The organism is Clostridium sp. MT-14 (genome assembly GCF_042436595.1).
Classification (GTDB): Bacteria; Bacillota; Clostridia; order Clostridiales; family Clostridiaceae; genus Clostridium_B; species Clostridium_B aromativorans.
The window spans coordinates 123,601-143,381 of sequence record NZ_JBHMIY010000002.1; the positions used below are offsets into that span (position 1 = coordinate 123,601).

Consider the following 19,781-nt stretch of genomic DNA (forward strand, 5'->3'; position numbering starts at 1 on the left):
ATAATGGCCCTAAGGTAATAATTTAAATATCCTTATAACTTCTATATCCCAAAATTGGATCTGCACTCTCCACTGCTTTTACAATGGCCTTTTCTACCACCTCAGCAGCTAAGAATCCAGCCACACTCAAATCCGACTTTACCTTTCCAGTAGCCATGGTAAATATAGTATCTCCATCAAACATGGAATGGGCAGGTCTTATTGCTCTTCCATATCCATCCTGGGCCATGGATGCCATCTTGTTCATTTCAGATTTTGTAAAGCTTCCATTGGTTACTACCACACCAATAGTGGTATTCCCACTAAACAGATTTTTTTTCTGGGAATACATTTTCATCATTATATTTTCGGTACCTGCGAAAGATTTTCCGTCCTTTCTCAATGCGCCTGCTATTATATTCCCACTTTTACTATCTATCACATCTCCAAGACAATTCACTGCAACTATCGCGCCAACTTTAAGCTCTCCCACTTGAAGAGCATAAGACCCAAGTCCCCCTTTCATTGCATATTCATCTCCCAGTATTTTACCTACAGTTGCTCCAGCTCCTGCACCTATATTTCCATTTTTACATAAATTAAATTCAGAATTTATACAGGCCTTATATCCCATGGATTTATCAGGTCTTATTTTGCAATCACCTATATCGAGATCAAATAGTACAGCCTCACATACTATAGGTACTTTTGTAACATTTACGTCAAATCCAATATCTCTCTCCTCCAAATACTGCATTACACCACCTGCTGCATCCAATCCAAAAGCACTTCCTCCTGCGAGAACCACTGCATGTATTCTATCTACTAAGTTAACAGGATTTAAAAGATCCGTCTCACGTGTACCTGGAGATCCTCCTCTTACGTCCACTCCAGCAGATGCACCCTTTTCACATATAACTACAGTACATCCTGTAGGTCCCTCTAAATTTTCAGCATTTCCTATTCTTATTTCATCTATACTATTGAATAAAATTTTTTTCATATCTACCTCCACACTATAAAACCCCAAGCCAGCAAAAGCTCAGGGTTAATTTCATATCTCATTTGATTAAAAAATAAACTTATTTATGTCTTATTTTAGTAACAGCAGTAACAACGGATACTGCAATAAGTACAGATAAAATCATTTCAGGTATTCCGTTTGTAAAAGCTACCGCCAATATCCCCTTTTTAGCCGCACTTAAACTTATATTCAATGCCTTTGAATAGGGCCCTAAGTATATAAGATATATCATTCCCAGCACACCTGCAGTGTTTATAAGTGAGCCAGCAGCAGCAGCTATTCCCACAGGCAAAAACCTGTTTTTCATCTTTATAGCCCTAAACACATAATAACTCCCTAATCCTATCAGTATTCTTGGTAGAACCGATACCAATGGATTCATAAACACAAAAGAAACAGGAGTAGGTGTAGTTATAGATTGAATTACACTGAATATACCAAAAATAAGCCCCACCATAGCGCCTACCAATGGTCCTTCCAAAATAGCACCTATTATAACAGGAACATGCATTATAGTAGCTTTCACCGGCGGAATAGGTATAAAACCCAATCCCGTTACACCAAGTACAATAGAAATTGCAGACAGCATGCCAATTACAGTAATCTGCCTAACACTGAGCTTTGACCATCCTTTAACTTGTCTTTCCATAAACCTTCTCCGTTGTTATTCATTACGATATAACACGGAACCTCCTTTATAAAATTTAGTTCAGTTTTTTAATAAATACTGACGACTTTATTTTATCACTTTTAACAAAAAATACAATAAATTAGTTAAAAAAAACACAATGTCTTTTAGTCCCTGTATATTGGGAATCCTTCTTTAAAATATTCTTCAGGATACAATAAATCCATTACCTTTTTTTTACTGCATTTCCCATCTTCCATAAATACATCAGGTATTCCACTCAAATTTACCCTTATGTTTTCCAGCGGAAATATATCACATATATTTTCTATACATTCAGCTGCAGAATTATTCTTCGATTTTTTTACATATTCCAATATATTATTTCCACTTAACCAACCTGATTCTCTGTACTCCTCATCGTAATTTATTACAGTGCATTTCAATTTATTTTTATCATTTCCAGATATAGAGGACATAAAAAAAGTTTTGACCATAATATCATCTAACGGCAGACTATAACCTGCAAAAACTATATGCTTTGCATTTTTCATAAGAAGCCCCATTTCAGTTTTAAGCTCTTCTAGTGTTGGCACACTTCTTTTCTTGGAAAGGCTCTGTATTATGAGAGTCATATCATAGGGGTAAGTTATCTGCCCACAATAGGGACATTCTATGGCTCCTCTCTTATATATTTTCTCTTTTTGCGTAGTATATCTCCAATTTTTCTGCAATGGTTTTAGAATAGATGGGCCAAAAATTTCTGTAGACAATCTATTCCATTTCTTCGCAAAACTAATTATTGATTTTCCACATTCAGGGCAAATTCTGGATCCAAACATACCATGTGGAAACAATATTTTTCCTATTCTTATTATCCTGGAAGGATAATTATAATCATTTATACCTTTGCACTGAGGTTCATCTGTAACATACCATATACCGGATTCATTGCCATCCAATTGAGCAGAAGAAATTTGAGTCCCAAAATCATCATACAGTTGCAATTTTAAACCATCTTTTAGTTTAACTGGATTTTGATTTTTCTCTTTATGGGCATTAAACAGATTCCAAAGAATTATAGGATCCCAATTAAAAGATATTATAGCATAGGAATAAAGGTAAAAACGTCTGGTATCCCTTCTATAGCCTCTGTTCTCAAATTCCTGAGCCTCTTCTATCATAAGTTCTGTAAGTATCTTTGCAAATTGATAATAAGGTTCCATTTTTTCTCTATCCGTATAACCAGGAGTATTTTGTATGCTAAATCTCTCCAATTCTTCAATAATCAAAATAAGACATCTTTTGGCTGCCTGAACTCTTTCCGCTCTCAAAAATTGTGTTTTCCCATGAAGAAAAGCATTAAATCCCATATTATTGTCAATAAGCTGATCGAGCATGGTAAAAAGCTCATGCATATTAAGTTTGTCATTAGTACTTATTATAGCTTCAAGGGCTTTTAAATCATATATCTTTGATATTTTAGTGTCTTTAATTAAATCTTCTACAATTAGTTTTTTAAAAGCATTGGATAATTTTTCATCTTTCCCATTTAAGAAAGAAAAATCCTTTTTACTAATTTTTAAAACAAGCCTCATCAACTCGTTAGTTGCATGAAGTCCTAAACTTTTAGTCGCACCAGCCCCCCAAAGTATAACGGTTTCAGGCCAATATTTTTCAGGCATGATTCATATCCTTCCTTTTTTTTAATTAATCAAGTGATCCTCATGATCATTTTTACAATATTATAACCTAATATTAAAATATTTAAAATACAAAAATGCACTTATTCATTCACAATAAGTGCATTTTTAAAGGGATTAGATATGTTTAAGTTAACACCAACATATATAAAAAGGGACTTCTGAAAGAAGTCCCTAATTACCATATTACAAAGCTCTGTTATTAAAAATAACATCAGCATCACAATTGATAAATCCTTCCCTCCGAAAGATTCTTATGCATACAGGTACAGGCAGGTCTCCTGACTATCGGCTCATCCTCTTTTTTCCTTCCCGGAACAATCCAGTGAAAAATTAAAATTGTCACCTCATACAGTAGCGGGGGCTGTAATGGTATTTCACCATATTCCCTTTTAATTATCATTTAAACCATATACCCTATTATTAAGTTATGCATTCATTATATACCTACCATTTATATACGTCAAGCAACTTTTTTTACACTTTTCCCAATCATATTGAGCAAATGACAGTTACTTTAATCCTTCTTCATAAGCCTGTATCATTTTCTTCACCATCTGTCCTCCGATGGATCCTGCCTCCCTGGATGTAATATCTCCATTATATCCATTTTTTAGACTTACTCCTACTTCTCTAGCTGCTTCCATTTTAAATCTATTGAGACCTTCCTTTGCCTCTGGAATCAAAGATTTATTTCCATTTCTTGCCATAGTGAATTCCTCCTTATTTCATATAGATTTTTTATTGAAGTATTTTATTGATTGTGTATTTAGAGTTTATGTAATTTAACGTTTTATAAACTATTAAATTAATAGCAAATATGAAAAAATCACTGAAATCTTGTTAAAAATTCCAGTGATTTTGGTTTTATTTAAATTATACCTGTTTAATTGCTCCCCTTTTCACTGCCACATTTATTATATTGAATAAGACCGCACCTACTACAGTATTTACAACAGCTGCAGGCAAAACTACACTTAAAAATAATGCTGTAAAGCTAGCTCCAAGTCCTACCGTAAACAAAACTACCGTTAAGAATGTAGTACCGCTTACTATCGTTCCAACTGCTGTAGCCAGTATTATATTTATCTGATTGCTTATTCTATCTCTAAAAGGCTTTATTAAGACAAACATCACATTTATAGTTATGAATTTATCAATTACATTGGCAAATTGCCCTCCTGGAAAAGTTGAAGTTGCTGCTGCTAATATTCCCGCTATAACACCTGAACAAACGCAGGTCTTGTAATCTTTATTAAATATAAGTATTATAAAAAGCATTGCAAGGGATATATCAGGTTTCATACCAAATAAAATTGGAGGCACTATCTGATGCAGTACTGCACCAACTGCAAGTAATATGGAATTTATAATCATTTTTTTTAAGTTCATAATTGATACACTCCTAAAATTATAATTTTAAATACTAAATTCTAAGACAGTGATGTAATCTATATATATTTTTTATATATTCATTTCAAAGCATAACAAACACCACCAATTTTCAAATTTTTCCCATTAAAAAACTCCATCCTAGAAAACTAGGACGGAGATATCCGCGGTACCACCTAAATTGTGTTTATTTAAAAACACCTCTCTTTCAGATACAAACATATCCTATCCGTTATAACGTACGGCTGACGTTAACCACTACTTTCTACCTTGAGTAGATTTCAATTTACTCCTCTTAGGTCCATTCACTACATACTCAGTATTGGGATTCCACCTTTTCCAACTCTCTGTCACTTAACTACATAGTTACTCTTCCTCGTCAAAGGATTTAATATTTAAATTAAAAATATAATATCACTTGTTTTTCATAATGTCAACACATATTTTTTCAAACCAAGATTTAACCCAGATTATTTTTTATTTTGATAATTGAATTGTCATTTTTATCAAATAGTTCTCTATAACAGTAATTTATTATATCACTTCTCTTTATTATACCTATAAATACATTTTTATCATCTATTACCGGCACAAAATTTTGATTTACAGCAAGTGATATTAAATCCTTCATGTCAGAATTGATTCTAACCGATTTATTATTCATACGGGTTGAAATTTCCTTTAGGAGCACTTTGTTTGTATTTTTAAAGTTCAAATCAGGAGTGTTCTTAAGCTTCCAAAGTAAATCACCCTCTGTAAGAGTTCCCACATATTTTCCCTTGTCATCAATAAGAGGAATAGCTGTATACCTATACAGCTCCATTCTCTCCAACGCTTGTCTCATAGTCGAATTTGGTGTTTCATAAACTACTTCTGCCTTAGGTGTGAGAAAAAATGCTATATTCATACGTTTTTACCCCTCAATGCCTTTATTTAATACTCAATTTCAAAATTAAATATAGTAACTCAATTAGATAACTTCAGTGTTCATAAAAATTCAAGCCCTATTAATAGGCCAATTATCAATGTCAATATTTAAAATAAAAACATATAGATTTTATATGATAATCGGCCTAACAGCCTTGGATTTTAGAAAATGTTACTTTGAACATTCAGCTTCTACTTGAAGTAATTTTCTAAGTACGTCCTCTATATCATCCACTAATTTTTCATCAATTTTTATATTGTCCTCATTTACAGCATCAACTGCAATTTTCAAGCCCTTAGTTATATTACTTATTTCCTCCAGCGTTAACAACATAAGTATATTCTCTTTCATGTCAATAACCCCCTTATCTAACTTAATTTTTTAGAAAGTGACTATATCTATTATCCCTTTTATATTTTGTAAAACTTAAGTTAATATAAAGTGCTTATTTAGAGATAATTTATAAATTAGTGTCCAGTAAATATTTTTTATATTAAACAGCAAATTAAAGTAAATTAACCTGCTGTTTATTTTTTAATTATAACTGATATTACCATTATTTAAAATACAATTTTAAAACTGTTATTAGAAATTCGCTATAAAATCATAATATTCTTCCATCATATATTCTGTGTATATCTTTCTTCCCATAAGCCTGTATATTACGTCAAAACTCCTATATCCTTCTTTGTGCAATTTACAATCCTTTAAAAGTTTTTTCAACATACCCTTGTTTATTTGAAGAAGAGCAATTAATTCATCCAACGTATAGAACTCTTTGTAAAGCAAGTTTTTAAGTTTTTGCTGCATCTCCAGCTTATATTTCAAATCCAATTTTCTATTCTTATGAGGTCCATAATCTCCCCTATGATGCTCAGGACATAAATACTTAAAGTTTAAAGGGAAATCCACACCCCCCTGACTTTTATAAACTATATGATGCCTATCCGCTGGTCTACCACATATTTGGCATTTCAACAATTTCTTCCCTCCCAGTTTTTTATAATGGATTTTTATTATAACTTCTATTAACATTATAACACAGGTTATGCTGTATTACACTTATAAAAATTTGTGAATTAACTAAATTATTTTTTATTATTCTTTAAATTTTTAATAAAAACCACCAAAAGGAAAATAAATAATGCTACAAAAATAGGCACTGCAGAATAGTATATTATCTTATCGAAATCAATATTCATTAACTCAGTCCCCTCTTCATATACTCTAATACTTATAGAGTTTCTACATTAAAAATGAAATTCCTTTAAAAATTATAAATTAAATTTAGCTGCTTCACAAAAATATTCAAATTTTGATGAAGCAGCTATTAATTACTATAATTTACTCTATATGATTATTATATTCTTTAATAAGCCCCTTTCTATAGGCTATCAAAAGCTTTTCCAAATCAGCTATCTGCTTTTTCAGCTCTTTCCCTATATCCGTATCTGCCACCCTTTTTCTCTTAGCTACATGTTCCAAAATTACAGTAGAAGATATAATATCTTTGTCTTCTTCTATGGCATTTTTTATAGCTGAAAAAGGTTCATGAGAAGTAAGCAGTAATCCATAAGAATTATATATAAGTGTATATCCTGCAATTCCAGTTTCAGGCTGATATGCTTTGCAGAAGCCGCCATCTATTACAAGCAGCCGTCCATTTGCCTTTATAGGGCTTTCTCCTTCCTTAGTCTTTACGGGAATATGACCATTTATAATATGGGAAGTATCCGGGTCTAAATTGAATTCTGACAGTATATTCTTACATACCTGTTCGTTATCCCTGTATTGGTAGTAATAATTTTTAGGCTCATAATGCGCCTCCTTATCATCAATAAAATATCTTTCAAAAGTGGTCATTCTGGTTTTCCCAAACATAGGTGAATCCTCCCCACACCACATGTACCACATCATGTCCATTGCATATCTTTTTGCAGGACTGTTGGGCTTGAAAAAATAGGCATCTCTGGCTATACGATCATATCTGTCCAGAAGTTCTTTCCCCCTGTAGCTTATTTTTCCTATTTTAACTTCTCTAAGACTTCCATCCTTATTGAGGGGAACGCATCCATGATAGAGAAGATTGGAATTATAAACCAGATACATACTGCCTTTTCCATATAAAAATTTAATATGTCTCTGGAGCTTATCACTGTTTACAAAAGAATCTGTCAATTTTTGAATGATTTCCTGTTCCCTGTCCGTCAACTTATAGGGATCACTCCAATCAACAGTTGGAAAACTAGTGTCATTTAATTTATAAGTATGACCATATAAAGTTATTTCCCATTTTTTTCTGTCTATCTTATCTAATAACAATCTATCTTCCATCTTAAATTCAGGATGCCTCTTTATTATCTGACCTTCTATCTTAAACTGCATTATGGCAATAGCCTTGTGCATCTTTGCCAAAAGCTGTAATTCATTTTCATTTATCTTCTTGTCCAATATTTTCGGTATAAAACTTTTACAAGGATCATCATTATAAAACTCCAGGGCAAAAGTCGCAAGTGGAAGCAAATTTATTCCATAACCATCCTCTACAGTTTTTAGATTAGCATATCTAAGAGATATCCTGAGTACATTTGCCACGCAGGATCTGCAGCCGGAAGCCGCTCCCATCCAGAGCATGTCGTGATTTCCCCATTGAATATCTACGGAATGATTATCCATAAGGGCATCCATTATTATTTCAGCTCCAGGTCCTCTGTCATATATGTCTCCTATAATATGAAGTCTATCCACTACCAGCCTCTGTATTACATTGGATATTGCTATGATAAATTCAGGAGCGCGATCTATGTCTATAATAGTTTTTATTATACCATTATAATAAGCTTGTTTGTCCACTCTATCTTCCTGCTCATGAAGAAGTTCCTCTATTATATATGAAAAATCCTCTGGTAAAGCCTTCCTAACTTTGGAGCGGGTATATTTTGAAGATACATTTTTGCACAATTCAATGAGCTGGTATAAGGTCACTCTATACCAATCCTGAAGATTTACCTCTTTTTCTTTGATGAGCTCTAACTTCCTTTCCGGATAATACACTACTGCAGCCAATGCCGCTTTTTGTTTTTCACTAAGCGAATTTCCGAATACATCATCTATTTTTCTCTTTATTACTCCAGAGGCATTTCTAAGCATGTGGGTAAAGGATTCATATTCTCCATGAATATCACTTATAAAGTGTTCCGTAGCTTTAGGCAAATTCAATATAGCTTCAAGGTTTATAATTTCCGTACTTGCGCTGGAAATTGTAGGATATTCTTTGGATAATAATTGAAGATATCTTAAATCTTTTTCTATTATATCTAAATTGTTTTCATCATAGAAAATCATATTTACTTTCTCCTTCTTAAAATATTATAGATATAAAAATGATATACTATAATATATTATAGTATATCATTTTTATCATGTATAGTATAAATTAAGATATCTAGTATAGCACATACCGTATATAGTAAAAATTATGTGCTCATTTGAAACTACTGCTGTTTAAATCCTCATATTTTGTAAAAAATGGCTTTAGCCTATCCACAATTACCCCTGATCCCGTTTCAGCATCTGACTCAATATTCAAGCACAACACCGGTTCATGAAGAGAAAGTCTTAATAAAAACCATCCATCCCCATTTTTATTGTCACACTCCACTCTTATTCCCTCATAATTATTGGCTGCCTCTTTCCATCCTTTAATTCCTTTTATATATTCTTTTAGATTCTCTATTATTGTAGAACCATATTCTATAAAATTGTCCTTTAAAACAGGAAACCTAAATTCTAAACTCTGCAGTGGAGTTTTTAAACTGTCTATCAAACTTTCTATATTTTTTCTCTGTTTTTTAAGTTTAGCCATTTTTATCAGTATTTTTGCTATTAAATAAGCACCATCATCTAAAAAATAATTTTCCTTTAAAGCTGCATGGCCTGATGTTTCAATGGCTAAAAAACAATCTTTTCCTTCATTATTTAATCTTATACCTTCATTTATAACATTTCTATAACCTCTCTTAAACCTGTGATGTATTCCCCCTAAATTTTCAATAAATTCACTTAATCCTCTCGAAGTTACAGAATCAGTAACTACAGCAGTACCCGGATGTTCTTCTAAAACTATAGAAGAGGCTAAAGCTATGAGAGCGTTTCTGTTTATTTTTCTGCCGCTGTCATCTACAATAGCTGCCCTGTCTACATCTGCATCAAATACTACTCCCAAATCAGCCTCATTTTCAATTACGGCGTTTCTTATGGAATCCATGGCCTCTTTAGCCTCTGGATTGGGAATATGGTTGGAAAATCTTCCATCTGGATTGATAAACTGGCTCCCATCGGTATCAGCACCTAATGGCTCCAAGACTTTGCTTGTAAAAAATCCTCCTGCTCCATTACCAGCGTCCACTATGATTTTAAGACCTGCTAACGGTATCTCATAATTTGTTTCTGAATTTATACTCTCCCTGATCTTTTCAATCAGCAGCTTAGAATATTCACTTATAAAATCTATTTTTAAAATTTTTCCCCTCCTACAGGCATCTTCATAATTACCCTCCAGAGCTTTTGTCAATATATATTTTATATCATCACTCTCGCAGCCGCCCTTTTCAGTAAAAAATTTCAATCCATTATAATAATAGGGCAGGTGGCTCGCCGTTATCATAATAGAACCATTACATTTATAGTCTGGATGTACGGTAGTCATAAACATAGCCGGCGTAGTACACAATCCACAGTCACATACAGTACATCCAAGATTTAAAAGTTCTCCGGATACAGCATCCTTGATTTCCGGACCTGACAGTCTTGAATCCATACCAACTGCAACTTTAAGTTTTTCATTTCCTATGCTTTTTTTACCTTTAAGCCATATCACAAATCCTCTGGTTATCATTTTCACTCTTTCAGCAGTTAAATTTATATCCTTTTCCCTGTTCTCAATGGCAATTCCCCTTATATCTGTTCCATTTTGCAATTTATACAATTCTTCCAGCATATATATCCTCCCAATCTTTAATTCTTACGTGTAATATTATACAACAATTTGAAGTTTATATAGATTAAAATCTCATGGTCCTCATAGAATTAAACACCGCTATAAGGGCAACTCCCACATCTCCAAATACTGCTTCCCATATATTGGCTATTCCCAGAGCTCCCAAAACCAAAATTACAAATTTTACTCCCAGGGCAATCACTATATTTTGTACAACTATTTTTTTGGTTTTTCTCGCTATTTTAATGGCTACTGGTATTTTTGAAGGTTCATCCGTCATTATAACCACGTCCGCAGCTTCTATGGCAGCATCTGAACCAATTCCTCCCATGGCCACTCCTACATCTGCTCTTGCAAGCACCGGAGCATCATTAATTCCATCCCCTACAAATGCCAATTTATGTCTTCCATTATTTCTGCCGTATATTTCTTCTAATTTTTTCACTTTTCCATCTGGGAGAAGTTCTGTATACACCTCATCCAATCCGATATTTTCCGCTACTTTTTTCCCTGCTGAATAGCTATCTCCAGTTAACATTATCACCTTTCCTATGCCCACTTTTTTTAAACTTTCCACTGCTTCTCTGGAATCTTCCTTTATTTCATCAGATATAACTATATATCCTGCATAATTGCGGTCAACTGCCACATGTACTACAGTTCCTATTTCCTGAACTTTTTCTCCCGCAATTTTATTATCCAGCATCAAATTTCCGTTTCCAACCAGCACTTGAACACCATTTACATTAGCCTGTATACCTTTTCCCGGAATTTCATTATAGTCTTTTATCAAATTCCTCTCTATTCCTTTATTATAAGCTCTTAATATTGAAGTTGAAATAGGATGATTCGAATAAGACTCGGCATAGGATGCATATTTTAAAATGTCTTCTTCTTTAAAATCGCCGCAGTTTTTCACTTTCGCAACCTCAAATACCCCTTTAGTCAGAGTACCCGTTTTGTCAAATACCACCGTATTTACATCATTTAGAGCTTCTAAGTAGTTTCCTCCTTTTACAAGGATTCCATTTTTAGAAGCACTTCCTATTCCCCCGAAGAATCCCAGCGGTATGGATATAACAAGTGCGCAGGGACAAGAAACTACCAAAAATATCAATGCTCTATAAAACCAGTCGGAAAAAGTTTCTCCACTCATGAGAACAGGTGGAAGGACAGCTAGCATAAAGGACAATATAACTACTGCAGGAGTATAATATCTGGCAAATTTGGTTATAAAATTTTCAGTAGGAGCTTTTTTACTGCTGGCATTTTGAACTAAATCCAATATTCTGGCCACAGTAGATTGTCCAAATTCCTTGGTTACTTTTACAGACAGCACTCCATTTTTATTTATAAATCCACCCAATACCTCATCGCCTATAGAAACCTTCTTTGGAAGTGATTCTCCAGTAAGAGCTGAAGTATCAATCATGGAATCTCCGTTTATTACTTTTCCATCAAGAGGTATTTTTTCTCCCGGCTTGATCAATATTATATCTCCAATATTTACTTCCTCCGGAGCCATCTTTTTTACTCCATCCTCCACTTTTACACTGGCAAAATCCGGTTTTATATTCATTAAATTTGATATGGATTTTCTGGAATTATCTACAGCTCTATCCTGAAAATACTCACCAATTCTATAAAACAGCATTACTGCCACAGCCTCTGGAAACTGCTTAATGGAAAGAGCACCTATACTTGCAATGCACATTAAGAAATTCTCATCAAATACCTGTCCTCTAATTATATTTCTAAAAGCTTTTAATAATATTTCTCTTCCAATTATAATATAGCTTATCAAATACAATGTCATTTCTATTTTGAACTGAAAGTTAAAAATTATAGCACTTATATAGAGCACAACACCTATTCCCTGAATTATATTTTCCATTCTGTTATTTTTTGTTTCATCACAATTTCCTTTTTCCTCCGATTTAAGATTTTTCGTGCCATATAGTACCTTTACTTCCGGTTCTATCGTATTTATTATATTTTCTATTTTTTTTACAACATAATCCAGCTTTTGTTCGTCTTCCAATTGTACAATAAGTTTCTTAGACAGAAAATCTAAATATGCAGTCTTTATTTCAGGAATATTCTTTACCCGACTTTCAATTTTACTGGCACAATTAGCACAGCATAAGTTCTCCAGTATAAACTCTCTTTTTTTATCATTACCTTTAACATCTATAATCCTACTGTCACTTAATTTGCCGTCCACAGTCACATTCATTCAAATTCCCTCCATCTCTTTCTTTTATACAGCTGCTTATAATATTTCCTTCTATATGTATTAAAATTTACATATGAATATATGAGTAATTATTCATATGTTTATACTATTAGTATATTTTAATAATCTATAAATGTCAATAATTTGTCTAAATAAATATGACTAAATTAAAAATAGCTAATGAAGAAACCTTCATTAGCTATTTTTACATCAGCATTATCAAAATATATTGTACTTTTTACTCTATATCTTTTACTTCATAGCCTGCATCCTTAACAGCCTTTTCTATATCCGAATTGTTGATTTCAGAAGAAGATTTTATAACTGCAGTTTTACTTCCCAAATCCACTTTCACACTTGAAACTCCTTCTATTGACTCTAAAGCTGATTTAACATGTTCAACACAATGCTGGCAGCTCATTCCCTCTACATGTGCTATTTTTTTTATTTTTCCTTTAAAAAACATATCTACACCTCTTTACATTTTTATATTTATTTTAAATTGTCAGCTTTAACTCAAACTTCCAACTTAAATTGCCGATTAAATTTCTCAATTGTACACTGGTTTAAATCTCTTAAGCCTAAGTGCATTTAAAAGCACTGAAACCGAGCTAAAACTCATAGCTAGTGCTGCTATCATAGGATTCAAAAGTGGTCCTCCAAATATAAAAAGTATTCCCATGGCCACAGGTATACCTAATGAGTTGTATCCAAAAGCCCAAAATAAATTTTCTTTTATATTCTTTATGGTCTTTTTGCTCAGATCTATGGCCGTAACCACGTCCATCAAGTCACTTTTCATAAGGACAATATCCGCTGATTCCATAGCCACATCTGTGCCAGAGCCTATTGCTATGCCTACATCCGCCTGTGCCAGAGCTGGGGCATCATTTATTCCATCACCAACCATAGCTACTTTCTTATTCTCATTCTGCAGCTTTTTTACCTCATTGGCCTTATCCTCTGGAAGAACCTCTGCAAGCACTCTGTCTATTCCAACTTGCTCCGCTATGGCCTGAGCTGTATTTTTATTGTCTCCAGTTATCATAGCCACTTCTATACCAAGGGAATGGAGCTTTTCTACAGCCTTTCTGCTGTTTTCTTTAACCGTGTCCGCTACAGCTATTATTCCTATTAATTTATTATTTAATGCTACATACATAGGCGTTTTGCCTTCACTAGAAAGTTTTTTCCACACCATCTCCATATTCTCCAGAGAAACTTTTTTGTCTAGAATAAGTTTTCCATTGCCTAAAAGCACATCATCATTTCCCACGGAAACTTCAATGCCGCGGCCGGGTATAGCAACAAAAGAATTTACCTTTCTCAATAAAATGCTCCTATTCTTAGCTTCTTTAACTATAGCTTCTCCCAGCGGGTGCTCCGATGCTTTTTCAGCAGAAGCTGCAACTTGAAGTAAATAATCCTCTTTCACTGTGTCTAATGGAACTATATCTGTAATTTTTGGTTTCCCTTCAGTTATAGTGCCGGTCTTATCAAATACTACAGTTTGTATTTTATGGGCAATTTCTAAAGCTCCACCACTTTTTATAAGTACCCCATACTCTGCCCCCTTGCCAGTTCCCACCATTATAGCCGTTGGTGTAGCCAATCCCAGTGCACAAGGACAAGCTATTACAAGTACAGATATAAATATGGTTACTGCAAATACACCAGATTGCCCAGATACATACCAGCCTATAGATGCCAATATACCCAATACAAGCACTACAGGCACAAAATAACCAGCTATTATATCAGCCAGTTTTGCAATAGGTGCCTTAGATCCCTGAGCCTCTTCAACCAGTTTTATTATCTGAGAGAGTACAGTGTCCTTCCCCACTCTAGTAGCTCTATACTTTATAGAACCATTTTTATTTATACTTGCACCTATAATTTTACTTCCCGGAGTTTTCTCCACCGGTATACTCTCCCCTGTAAGCATCGATTCGTCTACAGAAGTCATTCCTTCAATAACTTCACCATCCACAGGGATTTTTTCTCCAGGCCTTACTACAAGCACATCAGAAACTTCCACTTCATCAATTGGAATCTTTATTTCTTCTCCATCTCTCATTATATTTGCAGTTTTAGGAGCTAAATCCATTAATTTCTTTATTGCTTCAGAAGTCTTTCCTTTAGCCAGATTTTCAAAATATTTTCCCAAAGTTATAAGAGTAAGTATAACCCCTGCAGATTCAAAATACATATGGTAATAACTGTTGTCCTGTAATATTTTAAATACGGAAAACACGCTGTACAAAAATGCTGCCGATGTCCCTATAGCTATAAGCGAATCCATATTTGGGCTTCTTCTAAACAATGACTTAAATCCTATAGTAAAATACTTTTTCCCAACTATTATCACCGGAAGAACTAATAAAAGCTGAATTACCGCAAATGCCCTGGGATGAACCATAGGATCCACTGCTGCAGGAGGCATTACATTTAAACTTTCGGCTATCATGGGACCCATAGCTACAACAAGAAGTGGAATTGTGAATACAGCAGATATTATAAACCTTCTTTTCAATTCTCCAATTTCTTCTTTTTTCTTTTTTTCTTTGTCAGCAGCACTTTCCTCTTCTAAAATTTTATATCCTGCCTTCTCGATATCTTTTTTCAAGCTGTCAATTTTCATTTTAGAAGGATCAAAAGTTACAGCTAGTTTTTCAGTAGCAAAATTTACACTGGCCTCCTCCACTCCTTCTACTTTCTTGCTCACCTTTTCTATTGTTCTAGCGCAGGCTGCGCAACTCATTCCCTCTATTTGAAAAATTTTACTTTTCATTCTAAAACCTCCCTAAAACAAATTCACATTTATATTTTTATCCATTCTTGTCTAGCAACTTACCTAATAAATTCATTATTTCATCCACCTTTTCTTCTCCAGAATTATGAAGAAAGGCATCCTTCACACAATGATTTAAATGCTGCTTTAGTATTAACAAATTTGCTTTTTTCAATAGAGCCTGAGCTGCTACAATTTGATTGGATATATCAATACAGTATCTTCCATCTTCTATCATTTTCATTATTCCTTCAATTTGACCCTTTGAAGTTTTTAATGCCTGAAAAGCCCTCTTTTTTTCTTCATTCATCTCTACCTCCTCCCCACCCCTGTGGGGTGGTATTTTATAAAAAATATAAAATTTAAACAATATCAACTTCTTGTTTAAATTTTATTATCGATTAATAATCATTCTATATCTACATTATAACTCAAATTTTCATTTTGTATATACCTTTTTAACATATTTATCAATACTATAGTAAATTCACAGACATTACACATATCTGCGTTTTGAATTTTATCTGCAGATATTCTTAGGTATATCCGTTAAATTCACCTTTTGAATACCTGACCTGCGTGGATTTACCAGCGCCACAGCTTTTTCCTTGCTTAGAGTGACCATGATATTACCACTGTCCTTATTCAAGGATATATCCGTAGGATACCTCCCCACTCTTAACTTTTTTACTTTTTTAAAATTTTCCATGTCCACTACAGTTATAGTATCCTCTCCAGTATTCGCCACATAACAGCATTTGCCATCAGCAGATAGACAGAGAGCTTTTGGTCTCCTTCCAGTGGATATGGGTTGAAGCACAATATAATTTTCAGAATCAATCAAGGATATGTCATTGTCTTTAGTATTAGTTACCATTATGTAATTCCTATTAGGAACAAAAGCAATTCGTGAAGGATGCCTCCCAATTTGCAGCTTCTTTACAAGCTTGTCGTTTTGAACATTGTAAAATAGGATAAATCCGTTATCGTCTTCATCTTTAATATTCAATACTACTACTGCTAAAGTTTTTCCATCTGGAGATACCCTTATATCTTCAGGTCTTCCTTCCACATTGATTCTGCTCACAATCTGATTTGTAACGGAATCAATTTTACATATAGTTTTTTCTCCAGTAATTACAAAATAATAATTCCTTGGATCCCGCGTTTCTTTTGCCAGGGATTTTGCCCTATATCCCATAGTTGTAAATGCACCAATTAAAAATACTATCAATAAACTTAAAGCTAATATAACATTATTTCTCTTGCATTTGGACATATCAAAACACCCCTTACCTCGTTTTCTATCTTATTTTGTGCTTTTTTTAACATATATATTCCTCTTGATGGTAACGAGTTAAAATTTTTTTTACTTATATATTTTCACAGATGTTTCAAGATGTGCATACTTCTTTAATATGTTCATATCTTCATTGGATAAAGCCACACACCCATAAGTCCAATTATATTTAGAACCACCTCCATGTATCCCTATGGCACCTCCAAGGGGAGTATTCCACGGCGGCTGTTTTTTATTTTTAATGGCATATTTTATTCTTTCATATTGAGTTCTATTGATAATATTTTTATCCAATGCATTTTGTGCATCTTCTACGTTGGGATAACTTATTCCTAAAAAATATGTATACTTTGTCTGAGAATTTATATAGCATATATAATAATCTCCTTCCGGAGTCTTTTTATCTCCTTCTGCTTCTTTTTTACCCTGGGGAACTCTTCCAAGCCCAATTTTAAATCTTCCTATTAAATTTCCATCTCCATAAAGTTCCATTACCCTTTTACTCTTATATATTTTTATGGAAGTTTTATTTGGAGATGCAGAAGGTTTTTTAAAAAATATTTTTTCACCTTCATTCTCTTTAAATAAAATACCCTGATGGATAACTTTTTTACCGGAATTCATTCTAACATAATTTTTTATGGACACTGTAGAGATAATTCCTACTAAAATCAGTCCAAAAATCAGAAATAAAATTGGAAAATTTTTACCTTTACTCTTCATCTTTATCCCACCTTTTACTCATTTCCATATCTCATCCTATAAGAATGCTGCCATTGGCTAATACCCCCAGCTTCCTAAAGTACTGCTACGCACCTTGATAAATGATTCTAATTTACTCCAATTACAGCTTTAATCCATTCTATTATATTTTCATTTTTCTTTTTTATGCTTTCATACTCCTGGTATCTTTTATTATAATCGTCCATTTTTTTGTTGTATTCACTTACGTGTGAATTATATTCTGTAAATTTACTATTATACGCCACTACTGTTTCATTCCATTTATAAGTATTTTTTAATCCAGCAGAATTCATATCGTTTTTTAGCTTCTGCAGCTCTATGTTCTCTTTTTGCACGATGTTTCCTAAATTATCTATTGATTTTTTATACTGCTGAAGGGTAATGTTCATATCTTCCAGCATCCGTGAGGTCTGGGGGGATTCTCTCGATTTTATATCCACCAGTGATGCCATACATATAACTAGTAATATTATAACCGCAACTGCAATTTCGGTTAAAATGGCCTTTAATTTTTCCATAAATATCCTCCCCAATTTAGAATCTAACCCCTTAAAATTCGATTTTTCTGTATATGATATATAATAGTTCCAATAGTATTATATAACATATAATACTACCATTATGATGAAAAATATGATAATAAACTGACAGCAAAATAAATTTACCGTCAGTTTATTATCATACAAAGTTACAGATTCCCGGTATAAACTTTAATTATACTCTTCAATACACTTTCAACAGTATCTACATTTTTAACAGAAAAGTCACAGCAATTCATATAAATATGATATCTGTCTTTAAAAATTTTCTCAATTTCCCCTGTATTATTTTTTAAAAGGGGCCTGTTATCTATATCCAAATCACAGATTATTTTTTCAAGCGGTCTATCTATAAAAATTATCAATCCTTTTTTCCTAAGATTTAATATATTTTCCTCATTTTTTATTACTCCTCCGCCTGTGGATATCACAATTTTTTCTTTTTGACTCACTTGACTTACTGCCTTTAATTCTAAATTCCTGAAAAACTTCTCTCCACCTTCAAAAATTTCTGAAATAGTACGTCCCTGCTGTTTTTCTATATAATCATCTATATCTATAAAACCCTTATTTAATTCCTTGGATAACATTCTGCCTATGGTAGTTTTCCCGGATCCAGGCATACCTATGAGAACTACATTTTTATATATTCTCTTCATAAATCAAATCTTTTTCCCTTGTCTCAAATCATCATATATTTTATCTATAATTTTCAAAGGTATTTCTCTTCCCTGCCAAATTCGCTGAGATGCTGCAGCCTGGGCCACCAACATATACAATCCATTCACGGTGTTAAGTCCTAACTCATCTGACAACTTCAGAAATAAAGTACTTTGAGGATTGTATATCAAATCCACTGCTGTGTTAAATTTACTTAAAATTTCTCTATCTACAGGACAATCATTTATATCCGGGTACATTCCACAGGGTGTACAATTTATTATAATATCACCTTTTTTTATTTTACGCAGTCCATCATAGCTTATAACTTTAAATCCGTATTCATGAAATTTATGCGGATCTCTACTTACATATACCATATCCCTGGCCCCATTGTCTAAAATATATCTGGCTACAGCTTTGGAAACTCCTCCTGTACCCAACAGTATTACGGTTTTATTAAATAGCTCTATATCATATCTTTTTAAGGTCAATCCAAAACCATAATAATCAGTGTTATGACCTATCAATTCATCATCGATAAACTCTATGGTATTCACGGCCCCTATGTCCTTTGCCTCTTTGGATATTTCATTCAAATACTTCATAATTTCAACTTTATAGGGTATGGTCACATTTATACCTCTGCACCCCAAAATTTTTAAGCTCTCCAGCGATTTGCCTAGATCTTTTCCCTCTATTTCAAAGAGATTATATTCTCCACTCTTCCCCATAACATCCAAAATAAGATGATGTATAACAGGAGAAAAACTATGCACTAATGTTTTTCCTATAAGCCCATAAAAATCACTCAATTAAACTCACCTCCAGTGCAATTGACAATTTACAATGCACAAT

General features: G+C 33.3%; 19 protein-coding genes, 1 riboswitch and 1 other annotated feature. All 19 genes read right to left on the reverse strand.

The window, feature by feature from the left end; translation table 11 throughout:
• Positions 1 to 22 precede the first annotated feature (22 nt).
• Positions 23 to 982: a P1 family peptidase gene (locus ACFHWD_RS02475; protein WP_150356907.1), complete on the reverse strand. Its 960-nt coding sequence runs from the start codon at positions 980 to 982 to the stop codon at positions 23 to 25.
• A 79-nt stretch (positions 983 to 1,061) separates the two neighbouring features.
• Positions 1,062 to 1,652: an ECF transporter S component gene (locus ACFHWD_RS02480; RefSeq protein WP_150356908.1), complete on the reverse strand. Its 591-nt coding sequence runs from the start codon at positions 1,650 to 1,652 to the stop codon at positions 1,062 to 1,064.
• 146 nt (positions 1,653 to 1,798) lie between these two features.
• Positions 1,799 to 3,316: a hypothetical protein gene (locus tag ACFHWD_RS02485; RefSeq protein WP_150356909.1), complete on the reverse strand. Its 1,518-nt coding sequence runs from the start codon at positions 3,314 to 3,316 to the stop codon at positions 1,799 to 1,801.
• 271 nt (positions 3,317 to 3,587) lie between these two features.
• Positions 3,588 to 3,762, reverse strand: a riboswitch (cobalamin riboswitch).
• Positions 3,763 to 3,846: 84 nt separating this feature from the next.
• Positions 3,847 to 4,044 (reverse strand): alpha/beta-type small acid-soluble spore protein, encoded by a 198-nt coding sequence (locus ACFHWD_RS02490; RefSeq protein ID WP_150356910.1) that lies wholly within the window; start codon positions 4,042 to 4,044, stop codon positions 3,847 to 3,849.
• A 166-nt stretch (positions 4,045 to 4,210) separates the two neighbouring features.
• Positions 4,211 to 4,726 (reverse strand): tryptophan transporter, encoded by a 516-nt coding sequence (locus ACFHWD_RS02495; RefSeq protein ID WP_150356911.1) that lies wholly within the window; start codon positions 4,724 to 4,726, stop codon positions 4,211 to 4,213.
• Between the two features lie 147 nt (positions 4,727 to 4,873).
• Positions 4,874 to 5,118 (reverse strand) — a binding site (T-box leader).
• Between the two features lie 68 nt (positions 5,119 to 5,186).
• Positions 5,187 to 5,633 (reverse strand): CBS domain-containing protein, encoded by a 447-nt coding sequence (locus ACFHWD_RS02500; RefSeq protein WP_150356912.1) that lies wholly within the window; start codon positions 5,631 to 5,633, stop codon positions 5,187 to 5,189.
• A gap of 192 nt (positions 5,634 to 5,825) precedes the next feature.
• Positions 5,826 to 6,005 (reverse strand): hypothetical protein, encoded by a 180-nt coding sequence (locus tag ACFHWD_RS02505; RefSeq protein WP_150356913.1) that lies wholly within the window; start codon positions 6,003 to 6,005, stop codon positions 5,826 to 5,828.
• Between the two features lie 234 nt (positions 6,006 to 6,239).
• Positions 6,240 to 6,635, reverse strand: a complete 396-nt coding sequence (locus tag ACFHWD_RS02510; RefSeq protein ID WP_150356914.1) for an HNH endonuclease — start codon at positions 6,633 to 6,635, stop codon at positions 6,240 to 6,242.
• Positions 6,636 to 6,998: 363 nt separating this feature from the next.
• Positions 6,999 to 8,999 carry a fructose-1,6-bisphosphatase gene (locus tag ACFHWD_RS02515; protein ID WP_150356915.1) on the reverse strand — a complete coding sequence of 667 codons (2,001 nt, stop codon included), beginning with the start codon at positions 8,997 to 8,999 and terminating at the stop codon, positions 6,999 to 7,001.
• 139 nt (positions 9,000 to 9,138) lie between these two features.
• A complete protein-coding gene (locus ACFHWD_RS02520; RefSeq protein WP_179977820.1) occupies positions 9,139 to 10,653 on the reverse strand; it encodes a phosphomannomutase/phosphoglucomutase in 1,515 nt (504 codons plus the stop codon).
• A 64-nt stretch (positions 10,654 to 10,717) separates the two neighbouring features.
• Positions 10,718 to 12,889 carry a heavy metal translocating P-type ATPase gene (locus tag ACFHWD_RS02525; RefSeq protein WP_150358978.1) on the reverse strand — a complete coding sequence of 724 codons (2,172 nt, stop codon included), beginning with the start codon at positions 12,887 to 12,889 and terminating at the stop codon, positions 10,718 to 10,720.
• A gap of 238 nt (positions 12,890 to 13,127) precedes the next feature.
• Complete coding sequence (locus ACFHWD_RS02530; RefSeq protein ID WP_150356974.1) at positions 13,128 to 13,355, reverse strand: heavy-metal-associated domain-containing protein; 228 nt, start codon at positions 13,353 to 13,355, stop codon at positions 13,128 to 13,130.
• Positions 13,356 to 13,439: 84 nt separating this feature from the next.
• On the reverse strand, positions 13,440 to 15,680 hold the full coding sequence (locus tag ACFHWD_RS02535) for a heavy metal translocating P-type ATPase (protein ID WP_179977821.1): 2,241 nt from the start codon (positions 15,678 to 15,680) through the stop codon (positions 13,440 to 13,442).
• A 37-nt stretch (positions 15,681 to 15,717) separates the two neighbouring features.
• Positions 15,718 to 15,990, reverse strand: a complete 273-nt coding sequence (locus tag ACFHWD_RS02540) for a metal-sensing transcriptional repressor (RefSeq protein WP_150356972.1) — start codon at positions 15,988 to 15,990, stop codon at positions 15,718 to 15,720.
• 210 nt (positions 15,991 to 16,200) lie between these two features.
• Positions 16,201 to 16,959 carry a YncE family protein gene (locus tag ACFHWD_RS02545; protein ID WP_150356971.1) on the reverse strand — a complete coding sequence of 253 codons (759 nt, stop codon included), beginning with the start codon at positions 16,957 to 16,959 and terminating at the stop codon, positions 16,201 to 16,203.
• A gap of 90 nt (positions 16,960 to 17,049) precedes the next feature.
• Positions 17,050 to 17,703, reverse strand: coding sequence for a murein L,D-transpeptidase family protein (locus ACFHWD_RS02550; RefSeq protein WP_150356970.1), 654 nt, complete (start codon positions 17,701 to 17,703; stop codon positions 17,050 to 17,052).
• A gap of 107 nt (positions 17,704 to 17,810) precedes the next feature.
• Positions 17,811 to 18,242 carry a hypothetical protein gene (locus ACFHWD_RS02555; RefSeq protein ID WP_150356969.1) on the reverse strand — a complete coding sequence of 144 codons (432 nt, stop codon included), beginning with the start codon at positions 18,240 to 18,242 and terminating at the stop codon, positions 17,811 to 17,813.
• 170 nt (positions 18,243 to 18,412) lie between these two features.
• Positions 18,413 to 18,922 carry a shikimate kinase gene (locus tag ACFHWD_RS02560; protein ID WP_378060106.1) on the reverse strand — a complete coding sequence of 170 codons (510 nt, stop codon included), beginning with the start codon at positions 18,920 to 18,922 and terminating at the stop codon, positions 18,413 to 18,415.
• Positions 18,923 to 18,925: 3 nt separating this feature from the next.
• Complete coding sequence (gene aroE, locus ACFHWD_RS02565; protein WP_378060108.1) at positions 18,926 to 19,738, reverse strand: shikimate dehydrogenase; 813 nt, start codon at positions 19,736 to 19,738, stop codon at positions 18,926 to 18,928.
• Between the last annotated feature and the right edge of the window lie 43 nt (positions 19,739 to 19,781).